Origin of the sequence: Paraflavisolibacter caeni, from assembly GCF_025628885.1 — a bacterium.
Classification (GTDB): Bacteria; Bacteroidota; Bacteroidia; order Chitinophagales; family Chitinophagaceae; genus Flavisolibacter; species Flavisolibacter caeni.
Map to the genome: position 1 here is coordinate 132,539 of NZ_JAOTIF010000009.1, position 16,436 is coordinate 148,974.

A 16,436-nucleotide genomic window follows, 5' to 3' on the forward strand; every position below is an offset into this window, starting at 1 on the left:
CAAAGACGATCACGCTACAGCTTCAGCTACGTAAGCATTCTTTATATCAGGTGATAAGCTCAAAGTAAATTCTGGTAAATACATTTGCTTTCCTCCCTGCATTGCCGACTCGTGCGCCAGGATACCTACACACGTAATGTTTGCCGATTGCCGGGCGTTGGGAAAGGGTTGCCGTTTGTCAATCAATGAACTGATGAATTCGTGCACCAAATGAGGATGCGACCCGCCATGTCCTGCCCCCTGGATGAAAGATAAATGTTGATTGCTGTCGGCATCGTATACGCCCCCAGTAGTAAACGATTGTATTTCTGAAGGAAGTAAACGCGCATAATCAGGTACTTTCACCCTTTCAGGCTTTTCCCCTATGTGAATAATGGGATCTTCGTGTTCAACCAGTGTCCACTCGAAGCTTTTCTTAGATCCATACACATCAAAACTTTCACGGTATTGCCTGGCTGTGTTGAATAAAGAGCGGGTTACTTCAGCGGCCAGGTCTGAATTCCTGAATTGAATGTGACAGCTTTCAATAGCAAAGGGAGATCCATATTTGCTGATAAGATCTTCATCAATACGGCCAGATCCAAAACAGGAAACATATTCCGCATCTGCTTTTGCCAAAGCTACAACAGGAGCTACACAATGGGTGGCATAGTGCATCGGAGGTAAGCCTTCCCAATAACCCGGCCATCCTGCCATCTCCTGTTGATGCGAAGCCCGGAGGAATTGCAGTTTACCCATAGCCCCGCTTTCATACATTTCTTTTACAAATAAAAATTCGCGGCTGTACACAACAGTTTCCATCATCATATAGGTGAGACCTGTCTCTTTTACGGCTTCTACAATCAGGCGACATTCTTCCACCGTTGTAGCCATGGGTACCGTGCAGGCCACATGCTTGCCAGCCCTTAAGGCTTTCAGCGACTGCTCTGCATGGTTTTGTATGGGCGTATTGATGTGAACCGCATCAATTGCAGGATCTTTCAATAATTCATCAAAATCGGTATATCGCTTTTCAACACCAAAAGCATCACCTACTTCATTCAGCTTTTCGACATTTCGCTGACAAATAGCATACATATTTGCATTGGAGTGGCGTTGATAGATGGGAATGAATTCGGCACCAAAGCCTAATCCAACAATGGCGACATTAATTTTTCTATAGCTCATAATTTTAGATTTTGAATGTTTATCGTTTGTGGAATCGTTTCTAATGCTAATGGAAAGCCTTTTGAAGTTAATTTGCCCAGCTCTTAAGAAAACTGATTCCCTGCACGGCAAACTCATCCTGGCTTTCAGCTAATGGTCGCCATATGCAAACAGCTCCTGCCAGTTCTTTATTTTCAGGCGTAAAGCTTTCAATGGAAACCACCCCTTTGTAATTGATGGTTTCCAGTCCTCTCTTATAGGCATCCCAGCGAGTTTGTCCTGTACCAGGCGCTCCTCTGTAATTTTCAGATACCTGTAAGTGAATAAGTTGATCGCCTGCAGCAATAATAGCCCTTTCAATATCCGGTTCTTCAATGTTCATATGAAAGCCATCCAGTAAGATTTTTGCGGCCGGGTGATCAATATCTTTTATTAAGCGCATCACATCACCAATGTTATTGATCAGGTCCGACTCAAACCTGTTTAATGGCTCTAATGCAATTTGAAGGTTTCTGTCTGCGGCCATTTCACACACAATTCGTAGGTTTTTAACAGCGAGATCCCATTCAGCTTTTCTTTTTTCCGGTGATATCATTCGCGCTTTGCCTACTGCAGAGTACATAGGTCCTGCAAAGAAACCTGTATTCCATGCCACACAAAGATCCAGGCAGGATTCAATGTACCGGAAACAGTTTTCATGAACCGCAGGATCCTCATGGGTAAGATCACGGCTGGGACCAAACGCACCACAAACGATGGCTTGTAACCCGAACTGCTCCAAGGCTTTTTTCACTGCACCTGCATCGATCAGGGAAGGGTCCTCTATCGCAATTTCAATTGCATCATATCCCATTGCTGCAATTTTGGGAAACAGCTCCTGTATGGATTCAGTCCTGAATGGAGAAGTCCACAGCCAGGTACTCACACCATATTTTATTTGCAAAGGCATGTTTAATGTTGATTGGGTATGGGAATAACAACGGGTTCCTTCTGCAACACCACTGCTTTATATCCGCCTTTGGACCGGAAATAAACGAGAAGTCCTACATAACTCACCATCATGATAATGGGAAAAACAACAATGTACCTTAAGGCTTCCTTTTTGGCCGTGTCGCGGATGGTGGCTACCGTTTGCAGGTCTTCCGGGCTGGCCAGAGCCAGCTTATTTTGATCAAGCGCTTGATAGTCTCCAAACAAACTTGTTTTCTGCTCTGTTACATACGTGCTATGAAGTGCGACTTTATTAACTCTGTCATATTCGGCAACTTTTACATCTACCGACTTATCTTGTATAAAACCCAGAATGCCAGCTCCAATAACTCCGGCAGCGATCATTCCTAAACCTCCGGTGATATTAAGGGTCAAAGCACCTCCTTTCGGAAACCTTTCAGCTACTACACCCAGCATGGTGGGCCAGAAAAATGTTTTTGCCAGGCCATAAATAGTGGCAGCGACCAGGATAATAATGCCGCTGGAAAAAGACAGCATGTACAGGCCAATGGCAGCAATACCGGAGCAAACAGCCAGCAGGCCGACTGAAGATATTTTGTGCAAAATAGGACCTGCAAAAAAACGAAGTACAAACATGATAGCGGAAGTGTACACCAGCACCCACCCGGCCTGTAATCCTAATTTACCCATTTCAGGTGTCATCAGGTCAGTGATCCAGCTATCTGTACCTAACTCGGTTATAGCCAGAGGGATCATGATGAGCAACAATAGGATAAAAAGCGGCTGACCAAAGCTGCGGGTGTAAAAACCAAACAATACGGTAAGCAATAAAGTGATAATAATATTCAGACTGGTGGACCATCCGAATACTGCACCTAGTTGAAATACGATCAACGCTATAATGATTAAAGCGCCTCCGGCTCCTACCTCCTGCAGCATCTCTTTATAAGATACACCTGCCTGCACTCTTTCATTTAACGGAAACTTGCGAGGGATCATCATGAAGGCATATACCAATGTAGGCAGAAGGATTAAACCAATCTTGTATTCCCATTGAATGTCTTGACCCAGTAACAAGGCCATTACTCCACCCAGTACAAGTCCGCCGGCCCAACCGGCATGAAGAATGCTTAACCATTTTGTCTTTTCCCTTGGAAACATAGTAGCTACCACAGGATTAACCACAGCTTCTACCGTCCCATTCCCCAGGGCTACAATGAAGGTACCGATGTAAAGCATCCAGTAACCATTGGCAAATATGGTAATGATAGCAGATGTGATATGGCAGATAATAGCAAAGATCATGGCCGTTTTATAACCGATCTTATCAATGATCAGACTGAACAAAACAATGCTGATGGCAAATGGCCATAAACCCACACCTGAAATTTCTCCCAATTGTGTTTGGGTTAAACGGAACTCTTCTCCCCATTGTGGAAGAACAACCGCACGAAGTATAAAACCGAATGCAGTTGTAACTAATGCGATAAAGCAGGCAATAAACAGCTTCATGTCTGGTTTGGATTCACTAGCTCCTGTAAGTGATGTCGTTTTTTGCATAAGGGCAATCGTTTTAAAAGTTAAGAGCGGAAGATAATCTGTTTACTGAATTTATTTATCATTCACCATTAACAATTCACATTTATTTTGTAACTCTTAGAACTCCTTTCATAATACGCCAGTGACCAGGGAATGTACAGAGGAAAGGATAATCTCCAGGAGTTACCGGAACTTTAAACGTCAATGTATAACTGCTGGATGGATTCACCAATGGGGTCGCAAACAATACCTCAGGCATTTTGGGAACATAATTCAATTTGGCGCCGTTGGCTGCTGTTGCTAATTTATCTGCAGCTGCCCCTACTTTTTCTTCTGAATTCGGTTTAATGATCACCATGTTATGTTGCATGAAATCAGGATTCTGAAATTTGATCTGCACAGTAGTTCCTGCTTTTACTGTAATCAGCTTTTGATCATACTTCATAACATCCTTAACCACTTTTAAGACCACGGTCTTATCAACCTTTGGAACAGTTTTCTTTGCGGCTGCATTTTCTTTAACAGAACCTGGCTCCAGCAATTCTATTTTGGCACTGCTTAACCTGCCTCGTAAATAGAAGGTGTCCGGATAATTACCCAGCTTATTGTCATCTTTTAAATTTTCCCATCCTGCCCTCAAGCCACTGTTAAATTCTTTTTTGAATAAACCGTTCGCTTTAGCCGTAGCAACTGGTTTCTCATTCACCATAAGCTGCATGGTACCATCCTGCTGTAAGGAAGCGTTGAATGCAAATGTGGCCGGTAATGCCGCTGACGTACGAACGATATAAGGCTTACCTTCCTGGTTCACTTGGAAATACACTTGGTTATCCTGGATATACATACCATAACCATTGTTTTTATCTCCTTGCGCTACGATCAATCCATTAGCAGGATTATTCCCTGATTTTTCAAAGTTCCCGGAGATCAACAATTCTCTTCCGCTTATATCTGGTGCATCTTCTGCAGTTAAGCTGAAACGTGGACGGAAAGGAATGGCTTTGATCCGTGAGGCCATGGCAATACGCTGCACAAGAGTAGCTTCTCCCAATGCTGCAGTTTCTTGAATTCCTTTTTTCCGCAACGCTGCTACAAACCCTTGCTGGTGAACTTTTGCTCCGGCAAACAAAGCATCCGCCAACCAGTGATCATTACTGTTTTCCTCTTTTTCTGCCATTTGAAATAAAGCAGCGCCAATTTCATTGGAAGGCTTTATTTCTGCTGCAGCTAATACTGCCGCCAGTCTGACACGCAGATCCTTATCATTAAAAATATTTGCTTTCAGTAAGGCCTGGGCTGTTGCCTGGGTTTTTGGTAGCACCTGGATAGCTGCACGACGCACACCTGCTGCCGGATGATTTAAAGCTTTGGTAGCTAATTCCAATGCTTCCTGGTTACTACCATTCAATGCACCTAAACCATGAATGGTCCAAAACGCATGGATAGCAGGGGCATTGATGCCGACTTCATCTACCTTTTCGTTCAGCACGATTTTGTATAGTTCGGGTAAAACCTTTTGATCTCCCGACTCTACCAGCAATCTCTGGGCCGTGGTACGCCAGAACATATTGTTATTAGAAAGTGCTTCAACCAGGCTCCTGTGATTATTTTTATCCAACTTTGCAATACTGCTTTCCTGACCATTTTTGTATTGAATGCGGTAGATACGCCCACGGTCATGATCTCGTAATGGATTCTCGTGTGCATTTCCTTTTCCATTCTTAAAACCTTGAGGTGTAGGATTGTGCTGAATGATGAAATCATACCAATCCACTACCCATACGTTGCCATCAGGACCTACTTCTGCTTGTACCGGCCCCATCCATTCATCAGCACTGGCCAGCAGATTCCAGCCATCACCATCTTCTGTAAAGCCGGCACCGTTTTGTTTTAGTTCAACCCGGTGTATTAAACGGCCGGTAGGTTCACATACAAAGGCAACCCGATTCCAGTATTCTTTTGGATAAGTCCTGGCTGTATAAAGGCTATGACCGGCTGCTGCCGTAAAGCCACCTTGGACATCTACCTGGCGCAGGTTTTTTGTAGCAACATGTATGGAATAATGCGCATCGATTTTTTCCACTCCAGATTCAGCATTGCCTGTTATATCCAGGTATCTTTTCGGGATGCCCAGGAAAGCAGTATGGGTATTGTTAGCTGTGGAAGCAAAAACATCGAATTCCTCAGAAAACCCTAAACCCCAGGTATTGTTGCTGGTAGAGGATAAATACTCCAAGCTTTTTACATTTTTAACATCAGGTGTAAAATGGTAAATACCTTGAGAGAACCGAATCGAATCCTTTCCGATCTTTCCTGTAAAACCTGAATAACCTACTGTGCCCCAGATTTTATTATCCAACCCGTAACGGAAATTAGAAGGGCCGGCATGGGTATCATATACCCCCCACCCTGTCATGATAGTATCTTTTACATCAGCTTTATCATCCCCGTTCGTATCCTTCAGAAATAAAAAGTAAGGTGCCTGGGCAACAATAATTCCACCGTTGGAAAAAGTAAAACTGGTAGGAATATTTAATTTATCCGCAAACAGTGTGAATTGATCAGCCTTGCCATCACCATTGGTATCTTCCAATATTTTGATTCGGTCATCACCCTGCTCTTTATCTTCTTTTACAGTGTTGGGATAATCTACCGTTTCAATCACCCATAAACGACCTCGTTCATCCCAATTCATATAAATAGGATTGATGATGTCTGGTTCTGAAGCAAACAACTTCAGTTCAAAACCAACCGGAACCTGTGAAAGCAACATGGATTGATGAGGATTCAGCGGCTCTTGTAATTGGGGCGCTGGATCCCTGCGTTCGTAATTGGGAATAACAGCTTCTGTATATTTTGGTTCAGGTAACTGTAAAGCAGCCAGGTCTGACGCCGCTTGATCACCCACAGCCCAGATGATACCATTTCTTACCAGGTGTAAAAAGTCTTTGTTGTTAAAAGTATGCTCATCATTGCCATAGGCAGTATAGAAAATGCGCCCCTTGCCATAATTACGAACCCACGTAAAAGGTTCACGGTGATCTCCTTCCACTCTTTCACTCAACACTTCAATTTGTTTACTGATCTTATCATGTACATATGTTTCATCTGTGGTTGTAAAAGCAGGAATTCCTTTCATTACCGGGTGTTCCGATTTCACAATGACTGCAGGAAACGTTTCATATTTATGGCTCTTGAATTGTCCGCCAATCATTTCCACTACTTCATCTGAATTGCGGAAACAATAAGAGGCACAATGGATTGGAATAAACCCCTTACCACCTTTTACAAAATCCAATAAAGCTTTTTCCTGGGATGCAGTTATGCTATCATAATTTGCATACAGTACCAGTCCATCAAAGTTGTTAAGGTTGTTTTCATTCAGATCATTCGGATCAGTAGTATAAGTTATGTTGATGCCGTCTTTAAAGAATTCTTTGGTAAATATGTCTGCAAGCAATTCTGAATTATGATGTTTGCTTTTATGTCCAAGGAACAAAATTTCCAGGCGGTGCGGTGCAGTTTGCACTTTTACAGCAGCAGCTATCAATAGAGTAGCAAACAGGCAAATAACAATTGTCGTTAGACTCTTTGGTATCATAATGGCAGGTTAAGCGTCAGTAAAATGTAGAAAAGACGAATATCTAGATAATTAATTGAATAAACTTCCAAAATTTTATCTATTTCTGACTATATTTTGACATTGTTAGGGATTACATTTATTTATTATTGTCAAAGTTTAATAGGTCATGAAAGCTGCCATTCACAAATCTGCCATTCCGGATAGCCAGTTATTTGTAGTGAAATACCTTGAAGAAAAACATTTTGATCCAACCTGGCACGCTCATGCAGAAATCCAGCTTTTTGTAGTGCTGGAAGGAACAGGAACCCGCTTTATCGGGAACAGTATGCATTCGTTCTCACCAGGAGAACTGGTATTAATTGGGCCACACTTACCTCATTTATGGCGGAGCGATGAAGCTTATTTTGTTAAAAACAGCTCCTTAAGAACGAAAGGCATTGTGATTTACATGCACCAGGACTTTTTAGGAACCAGCATTATGGAAAAAGAGGAAATGATGCTGGTGAAAAGGCTTTTTCATAAATCTTCACTGGGACTTGAGTTTTATGGAAGCGAGAAAAAGCAGGTGATCAGGTTAATGAAAGAGATGTGTGAGCTAAAGGGATTGGAAAGTGTCATTCACTTGCTCCGGATCCTGAACTTGCTTTCCGTAACCAAAGAATACCGCCTTATTTCCACAACAGCATACCTGAACCCTGCCAAGGCAAGTGAAACAGACCGGATGAATAAGGTATATGAATATGTATTAAAGAATTTCCGTAAAAAGATCAACCTGGCTGACATGGCAAGCTTGCTACACATGACGCCCACCTCGTTCAGCCGCTACTTCACCATGAAAAGCAACAAAACATTTTCCCGCTTTCTTTCAGAAATTCGCATCAAACATGCCTGTAAGCTGTTGATTGAAACTGATTCAAGCATAGAACAGGTTTGTTACGAATGCGGCTTTAATACCCTATCCAACTTTAATATGCAATTCAAAGAAATTATGTCCCAAAAACCATCCGAGTACAAAAAGGAGTTTATGAATATTTAATTTACCTCAATTTCATCTACCAGCAACCAGGCTTTATGACCACCATACGGATTACCTTCTATATCTCCTTTATTCTTTATCAATACTTTTATATAACGCGTAGAAATAGAAGTAAAATGTTTTTCCATAAAAGCATTACCAGTCGCTGAACTGACTTCCTGAGTAGTTCCAACCGAGGTGAAAGATTTACCATCATCAGAATAAAAAACTTCAACAAATTGCGGTGAATAGATCCAGGTTCCTTTCTGATGGAAAAAATGAACTTTCACATGACTAATGTTCTGTGTTGCACCAAGATCAATCACTGCTTCACAATCAGTCCCCAAAAAACCTAAAAACTCTGTTTGCTTTTTCAATCCTTTACTATTCTGTACGCCATCAACTAATGTGAAAGCCCCATTTCCCAAAAAATTTTCAGAAGGCCCGTTACTCAAACTGATCTTCTTGCCGGTAGCTCCATTTATTTTGAATAATTGATGTAATTGCATTGCAGGCTTATTGGCGATCATCAATATTGCAGACTGCTCTCCTGTTTTGTTTATTTTGATTGGCTCTTTATATACTGAACTACCAGTAGCATTATTATAACGGATAGTTGCCTCAGGATGATTGGATGAAAGTTTCCATTTAACACCAATAAAGTCATCTGAGGCAATACAGTTGCTTCCAATCCAAAATGGGCTTTGCTATAATTGACCTTCCAGAGGTCATACCTTTGAAGTTGTGGTATCAATCTTTTTTCAAAGTCATTCCAGTTCTTCTTTTCTTTTGGTGTCCATAATACTTCACTGATGGCACTGATCCGTGGAAAAAGCATATACTCCACTTTGCGAGGATTGGTGATGTATTCAGTCCAAACATTACCCTGTGCGCCCAACACATATTTACTTTCTTCCGGACTTAATTCTTTTGGAATTGGTTCGTAATTATATACTTTTTCAATAGGAGTAAACCAGTTTTCATTTTTAGCATAATCAAACCAGCCAATTGTTACCGAATCTTCACGCTCTACCTGGCTATAATCAAAATATAAATGACTACTGGGTGTCATGATCACTTTATGCTTTTCTTTGGCCGCAGTTATGCCGCCACTTTCGCCTCTCCAGCTCATAACAACTGCATTAGGCGCCAATCCGCCCTCCAGGATATCATCCCATCCAATGAGTGTACGGCCCTTGCTGTTTAGATATTTCTCAATCCTTTGTATAAAATAACTTTGTAGCTCATGTTCATCCTTTAAACCTTCATTTTTTATTCTCGCCTGACAACGGGGACAAGTTTTCCAGCCATCCTTCGGACATTCATCTCCCCCAATATGAATGTATTGGGAAGGAAAAAGCTCAAGTACTTCATCCAGTACATTCTGAAGAAATTCAAAAGTATATTCCTTGCCGGCACAAAATACCTGTGCGTCAACCCTGTATACCTCTGGCACGGTATAGGGGCCTTCGGAACATCCCAGCTCAGGATATGAAGCCAATGCAGCATAAGAATGGCCAGGCATTTCGATCTCCGGTAATATGGTAATATATCGGTCAGCTGCATATTGCACTATTTCCTTTATTTGCTCCTGGGTATAATAGCCGCCATAACGCTTGTTTTCAAACCCGATTCCTGGATAGCGGCCCATCAAAGATCGATTGCGCCAGGCACCAACTTCTGTTAGCTTGGGATATTTCTTGATTTCAATGCGCCACCCTGGATCATCAGTTAAATGCCAGTGGAAATAATTCATCTTGTGCAGAGCCAGATAATCAATGTATTTTTTGATGAAAGCCACAGGGAAAAAATGACGGCCTACATCTAATAATGAACCACGGTGCATAAAGCGAGGTTCGTCCTGAATGTATACTGATGGAATTTTTAATGAAGCAGCCTTTTTAGTGGGCAGTAATTGAATCAATGTTTGCATACCATAAAAGGTACCAGCATAAGTATTTCCCTTAATCAGAATACCTGCAGGACCTGATTCAAAAGTATAAGCATCCTTATCCTTATCACTTGTATTATTATTCGTAAAAATTGTTATTGCCTTTCCTGTTGCATGTTTTTGAAAAGGCAATTGAAACCCATAGATCTGTTTCAGGTAGCTGTTCAGAAAATAGGCACTCTTTTTATCTTCTTTATTTTGAATAACGATAACAGTATTCTTTGTAAGCATGAAACTGCCAGCCTTTTTAGTTAAATGGGCAGGCTGCGGAATGATCTGAACTTCCTGGGCATGAATAGAAGTAGCAAATAAAGAGATAAGTAACAGACCATTAATAAAACGCACTTTCAAAACCCATATGTATAAAAATTGCTCCTGCATACATAGAAGATTCATAACTTAATGAAACAACAACACAAACTAATTTTCTTTCCACTCAAAAACACCTGGTTCTGGGTTAATACCCTGAGGTATAGGTGTACCATAAAAATCATGTGATGCGGTCGGATTTTCAAATAATGCTTTCAAATTAAGTCCAGTATTTATTAAAGGCGAACTGGATTGTAAAGTATAATTAGTGAGCGTATGCAGCTGATTAGGATCTATAAGTTTCGTTGTAAATGGTCCCTTCAACAAGGGATCGATCTGCCTTCCCGCTAATTGTCCGTTCCACTTTTCTTGGCCGGTTTCATCCGCCCACACAAACAGGTTTTTATAGCCCCTGAACCTTATATCACCACCTGTCGTCCACCACACATTACCAATGAACTTTTCACCGGAACTAGGCCCATTTACAATTTGCTCTGCCCCGATAAATATGTTGTTATAGAGGAAAATATTTTTGTTTTTACTGGAAGGCTCAAATTCAATAGCTGGTGCATGTGTTGAATATACCAGGTTATTATGTACGATACAGTCAGCCAGTTGAACGCTGTCATCAGACCCATTCCAGAAGAAGATTCCTCCCGATCCCTCTGTTGAGGTTGCATCGTTAATGCTAATGCAATAACGTACAGTATTGTTGTACCATAATGAGGCTCCGGCATATTGAAATAAGCCATATCCCGCACCTTCATTTTCATAAGAAAGACAATATTGAATCACAGAATTTGTAACGCCGCCATCCAGGTCAAATCCGCCACCATCTTTTGCGCCTTTGGCTGTCCTGTTCCGGTAACTGATGCAATATTGTATCAAAACATGATCGCTTTCATAAGCCCAAATTCCTACAGGCCCATTTCCAATACGAGGCATATCCCAACCATTGTTAGTAGCAGTACAATGATCAATGGTTACGCTATCTGAGTGCGCTATCAAGATGCCATTACCACTATGGTTTTCAAGCATTGTAGGATCGCCGGGATTATTCTCGGCATTACAATTCTTTACCAGTATATTTCTTGATTTCTTCTTGTCTGAACCTCCAATATTAATTCCACTAAATCCGTTTTCCAGTGCATATACATTTTTAACCTGAATGCTATTACAGTCATACAGGTCAAGGCCGGACTTTTGAAAACCCTGTGTATTTACATTTTCTATACTAGCATAACTTGCTTCTATTAAGCTGACTCCATTGGTTGAATTTCCAGTTTTACGTCCTGCCCCCCTTGCATTTATGTTACTAAGCTGAAAATAACTGCCTTTGATGATGATCGCTTCTTTATTGCCTCCATTGATAGTAGCAGCACCTTTTTCATAACTACTGATTACCACTGGTTTATTATTACTACCCTGTACAATAAGCTCCAACATTCCATCGAATGTTTCACCACCTTTAAATAAAATAGTATCACCGGCTTTAAGTTTAATCTCATTAACCTTTCTTAATGTTTTCAAAGGCCGCTCTAAAGTGCCAGGATTGCTGTCATTTCCGTTATTGGCAACATAGTAAGTGTTTCCGAAAGCGCTACACACAACAAGCGGCTTGGCACTTACAAGAACAGCAACAATAAGAATGAACAACAACCTTAATATTTTATTGCTCATATGTACTTCTTTATTTTTTATTATGGCAATTCTGTTTTATATACCACTCATTAATGTGCAACCATTGAATGCACCAATTTTTTAACATCAATCCTTTACCTTCACCGCTTCAATCGAATTAAAATGAAATTGGAAGAATTGGACAGCAATCACTGGAAAGCATTATCGGAAAGTATGTAGAGCGAAGTGCCGGGTGTGCAGGTAGTTACCTGGCGAATACTGAATCGCTGGGAGATACGGTTGTGCTCACCAAATCATTGGATGTAAAAGGCTCTACCCTCAATGCCAAAATGGGAGCAGTTGTATCTCCACAGCCCCTCACTCTACTCTTGGCAACTCACTATCCCCTCCATTCATCCTTAACTTAGCCTTATTCACTTTCCCATTTTCATCTTTGATAAAAGAGATCTTGGCATTGATTTCCTTAAACACAAATTCAGTATTGGAAACTGGGAACATCTCAAGCTTGCCCTGCCCCGTTGGCTGGGCAAATAACTTGTCATTCTCTTTAATAATGGTAACCACGATTTGATCATTCAGCTTGTACTTGCCGGTATATTGATCCAGCAATACTGGATCTATGGTTACAATGCTATCTTCTTTAAGCTTCTTCACATTCAGAGTCTGCCCATTCTGCCTGAACTCGGCACGATTGACAACTCCGTTTTCATCCGGGATAAACTTGATCTTCGCATCAACTACCTTCCAGAAAAATTCAGTTTGTGAAGAAGGATAGATCGGGAATTTAGCCTGGCCGCTAAGTTGCGCAAATAGTTGATCGCTTTCCAATGTCACCTGCATCACTGCGCTCATAAAATCATACCTCCCGGTATAGCGTTGTAAAACTTCAGCAGGCACACTAACAACTTGTTTCGCAGTTTCCTTTTCCATTTCATTCCACAAATACGCCTCGGCTATCTTATTAGGATCAAAGGTCACTTCGGGAGTCATTGTATTGGAAAACATCACAACACTCAACTTCTCCTTGGGATAATAAGCCAGTTGAGAAACAAAGCCATGCAGTCCGCCACTATGCTCTATATAATCAATTCCGCGGTATTTTCCTGTAACAAGCCCATATCCATAATTCATGGCTGGTTGATCGCCATTCTTTAAAGTAACCGTTGTAAGCGCCGCCTTTAGGCTTTCCGGGCGCAGCACTTTACCAGAATGCAGTGACATATTCCATGTATCCAAATCATGTAATGTTGAATACAATGCTCCGGCTCCTCCTGCCCAGGACATATCCCAGTTGATAGCATCATCATATTTGCCATTATTAGATCCATATCCATGTGCTTCTTCTTCAAGCTTGATGCCCGCATAATGAACACCGGTATTCTTCATTTGAAGTGGATCAAAAAAAGTCTGCTTCAAATATTCGCCATATGACTTCCCGGATACCTTTTCAATAATATAACCAAGCAAGAAATAACCTGAGTTATTATACATAAAATTTTCACCCGGGTTAAAATCATAAGGATCATTCTTGAAAGAATAAATAAGGCTATCCTCTGAAATTGTTTTGGTCACCTTATTAATAAAATCCGGTTTGTTTGTATAACTGTGGATGCCCGAAGTATGGGTCAATAAATGATGAATGGTCACTTCTTCCCCCCTCGGAAAATCAGGAATATACTTGGAAAGCTTGTCGTTCACACTGAGTAATCCCTGCTCCTGCAACTTTAAGATGGCCGCTGCAGTGAACTGCTTGGTAACAGAGCCGATCCTGAACTTAGTATTAGGAGTCACTATTTTTTTGCCTTTAATATCTGCATAACCAAAGCCCCTTTCATATACGGTTTTACCGTCCTTAGAAACCAATACGGCAATCCCTGGCATTTCTTTGCCTTTCAGAGATTGGTAATAAGTATCGATTAATGTGGCTGCATCAGGAACCGCTTCCTCTTTAGCCCCCTTTTTGATCAGGTATTGAACAATATCTGTTCTTCCCGCAATTTTCGCAGCAACCAGGGGTGAAATACCTGCACTACTCTTGGCATTGACATCTACTCCGTTGTCTATCAGTAAATTCATTTTATCAAGATCACCTCTGCTTACCGCTACTCCTAACTGGTCACTTAAAGCTGTTTGATCAAGCAATCTTGCAACAAAGCCCCAGCCTCCTTGTATATCCTGCACCTTGATCAATATCTGGTTGCTTCCTCTCACCAGTGGAAGCGGAACAACATCATCATCTTTCTGAACACCCCTTGGAATCCAGTTCTCATGTACCAGTTTCCCGTTCAGCCATACTTTAACACCATCATCGCTGCCAAGCCCCAGCATCACGGTACCGGCCTTTTCTGCCTTGATCTCTGCAATTGCGTAGGCATATACAAAATCATAGCTCTTTTCACCAAAAGCCTTGTCAAGCATCACCGCATCTTCACTTGATGAAATACTTTTCCATTGCAAAGTATTTTGCTGTACATGTACCGGCATCACTGGCTTTCCTGTAACAATAGGAACAGAAGAAATAATATCTTCTTTAAAGGTCTTCTCCTGCACCGAACTTGCCGGCATAGAATCAGCGCTAACCGGAACAGGCCCGGCTATTAGCCAGTTCTTCATAAACTTGCCCGTTGCTACAGCGCTATAGGTTGCCTTACCATAGCCACTGATAGTGGCAGCGCTTGTCTGTGCGGAAACAGTATGGGAAATAACGGCGGTTATAAATAAAATTGAAGATGAAATAATCACCTTGAAATATGCAGAAAAGTGACAGTGTCTCATAAACTGGAGTTTAAGAAGAGAGATGAAGACATAAATCTACTTTTTTTATATCAGGCCTGGTACTTTTTATGATGACCGGTAGGTTCCTGATTTACCTTGATAGCCATCCCAGGCCTGCCACCTCTCATGAAACAACTTGCATAATAAGGCCTATTTTTTTGGCCAATTCGCCCATATAGAACAATGCCCGCCATTATCAGTACCTCGAAGGCTGCGTTGTTCACCGGAATAAGCAGCATTCATCACAGCCTTTGGCGTAAAATGAAGTTTTCCATTACTGTTAGTTAAAAATGCTTTTCCAAAATGTGCTTGTGATAATCCATGTCCTGATTCATGCAGCGCAATAGATTCTATGTCAATGCCGGTACTGCTATTGGTACTCCAAACAAAATTATCATTGTAATAAATCTCGGCAAATGACACATCTGCTAAGCCATTGCCATCGATGTCGGATACATTTCCATCTTCGTCAAAAAATATGAAATGATAAGTGATCCCAAGTATGAAACTACTACCGCCAGGAGCGATCTGGTCAAAAAATGCACCTGGCAAAAATCCGGAATGCTGGATATCTGCAACCTGGTCCAAACTGCCACCAAAACCACTAAAAGCCTGCACCCAGCCAAGGTCTCCATTGTGAGGGATCTCAGTAAGATTGAGCTCAGAACACTTTACAGCTTCCCATGTAGCCATAGCATTGTTGATTGCCGTTGCCACTTGCACATGTGATAATCCGTTATCCGTGGTGGTCTCGTTATCAATAGCATAGGTAATGTTTGTTCTGCCTCCACGGCGTGGATCAGACGGTACAAAATCTACATCCAGGTGTTTATTGCCTACATCCTTGAAAAATATAGTCTGCCCTGCTTTCCCCGATTTAGCTGTAGTAATATAATCCGCACTGTAAAGGACTGCCTTATACGTTTTCCGGTCCGTTTGAATCATTACCTTACTGGCCTGACCATCTGCTTGGATCACTGGCTTGTCAGCATTGTTGCTCTTAAAATTGTCTGTTTTTGTACAACCTGCCAAAAGCAGGATAAAGAACATGGCGAATAGGAAGGGTGTTTTCGTCATAAATGAACTATTAAGGGTGAAAAATGACTACTGATGTTCATCCCATTTTCAAACAGATAAACCGGGGCCATTGAAAGGCTCTATACAGGGGCTCTTGTAGTATTCAATAGAGCAAGGATTGTACAAAACTATCTGAGGGCGATTACAAAAAATTAAAATTAATATAATAAATGTAATATAAAAAAATCTATATAAATACTGCAGGCAAACCCGTTATAGGAGCAAAAATCACAATACACCGCACAAAGCAATCCATAAGTCAGGACAGATCAGGATGCTGAAAGACCTTTTGCTACGTATTCTTGTTGTGATATTATCCTAATCCCTAACACTAAATCGCTTGTGTATGAAACTATGTCTACGGTCATACTTGGCCGTTTTCCGTCCCTTACGATTATCCCCCAAAAACGCTGCTGATCCCCCAAAATCCTCAAGGAAACCATTTATCC

The 16,436-nt window shown here is 41.4% G+C and carries 11 protein-coding genes; 2 read left to right on the top strand and 9 right to left on the bottom strand.

The genetic code is table 11. The annotated features are described in order from the left end of the window. Window positions 1-9: 9 nt before the first annotated feature. From OCK74_RS13260 to OCK74_RS13275, 4 genes are all read right to left on the bottom strand, one after another. Window positions 10-1,167: a Gfo/Idh/MocA family protein gene (locus OCK74_RS13260; RefSeq protein ID WP_279297527.1), complete on the bottom strand. Its 1,158-nt coding sequence runs from the start codon at window positions 1,165-1,167 to the stop codon at window positions 10-12. Between the two features lie 67 nt (window positions 1,168-1,234). Beyond that, the gene (locus OCK74_RS13265) at window positions 1,235-2,095 is read right to left on the bottom strand and encodes a sugar phosphate isomerase/epimerase family protein (protein ID WP_279297528.1); all 861 of its coding nucleotides are present in this window, start codon (window positions 2,093-2,095) and stop codon (window positions 1,235-1,237) included. Between the two features lie 2 nt (window positions 2,096-2,097). Beyond that, the gene (locus tag OCK74_RS13270; protein ID WP_279297529.1) at window positions 2,098-3,657 is read right to left on the bottom strand and encodes an MFS transporter; all 1,560 of its coding nucleotides are present in this window, start codon (window positions 3,655-3,657) and stop codon (window positions 2,098-2,100) included. A gap of 82 nt (window positions 3,658-3,739) precedes the next feature. Next, a complete protein-coding gene (locus OCK74_RS13275) occupies window positions 3,740-7,237 on the bottom strand; it encodes a PVC-type heme-binding CxxCH protein (RefSeq protein ID WP_279297530.1) in 3,498 nt (1,165 codons plus the stop codon). A 148-nt stretch (window positions 7,238-7,385) separates the two neighbouring features. On the opposite strand from OCK74_RS13275, the gene OCK74_RS13280 reads away from it, so the two are divergent. Continuing rightward, complete coding sequence (locus OCK74_RS13280) at window positions 7,386-8,255, top strand: AraC family transcriptional regulator (RefSeq protein WP_279297531.1); 870 nt, start codon at window positions 7,386-7,388, stop codon at window positions 8,253-8,255. Here OCK74_RS13280 and OCK74_RS13285 read toward each other — a convergent pair. The 3 genes from OCK74_RS13285 to OCK74_RS13295 are packed head-to-tail and all read right to left on the bottom strand — an operon-like array spanning window position 8,252 to window position 12,174. Continuing rightward, the gene (locus OCK74_RS13285) at window positions 8,252-8,743 is read right to left on the bottom strand and encodes a discoidin domain-containing protein (RefSeq protein ID WP_279297532.1); all 492 of its coding nucleotides are present in this window, start codon (window positions 8,741-8,743) and stop codon (window positions 8,252-8,254) included. The genes OCK74_RS13280 and OCK74_RS13285 overlap by 4 nt on opposite strands. A 50-nt stretch (window positions 8,744-8,793) precedes the next feature. After that, complete coding sequence (locus OCK74_RS13290) at window positions 8,794-10,566, bottom strand: beta-N-acetylhexosaminidase (protein ID WP_279297533.1); 1,773 nt, start codon at window positions 10,564-10,566, stop codon at window positions 8,794-8,796. A gap of 39 nt (window positions 10,567-10,605) precedes the next feature. Beyond that, window positions 10,606-12,174: a right-handed parallel beta-helix repeat-containing protein gene (locus OCK74_RS13295; RefSeq protein ID WP_279297534.1), complete on the bottom strand. Its 1,569-nt coding sequence runs from the start codon at window positions 12,172-12,174 to the stop codon at window positions 10,606-10,608. A gap of 242 nt (window positions 12,175-12,416) precedes the next feature. Between OCK74_RS13295 and OCK74_RS13300 the strand changes: the two genes are divergently transcribed. Then, entirely contained in the window at window positions 12,417-12,542 is a 126-nt protein-coding gene (locus OCK74_RS13300) for a hypothetical protein (protein ID WP_279297535.1), read from the top strand. Here the strand turns inward: OCK74_RS13300 and OCK74_RS13305 are convergent. Together OCK74_RS13305 and OCK74_RS13310 are read right to left on the bottom strand one after the other, a co-directional pair. Then, window positions 12,493-14,910, bottom strand: a complete 2,418-nt coding sequence (locus tag OCK74_RS13305) for a serine hydrolase (protein WP_279297536.1) — start codon at window positions 14,908-14,910, stop codon at window positions 12,493-12,495. The two genes, OCK74_RS13300 and OCK74_RS13305, sit on opposite strands and share 50 nt — an antisense overlap. A gap of 150 nt (window positions 14,911-15,060) precedes the next feature. Beyond that, the gene (locus tag OCK74_RS13310; RefSeq protein ID WP_279297537.1) at window positions 15,061-15,987 is read right to left on the bottom strand and encodes a M10 family metallopeptidase domain-containing protein; all 927 of its coding nucleotides are present in this window, start codon (window positions 15,985-15,987) and stop codon (window positions 15,061-15,063) included. Window positions 15,988-16,436 lie beyond the last annotated feature (449 nt).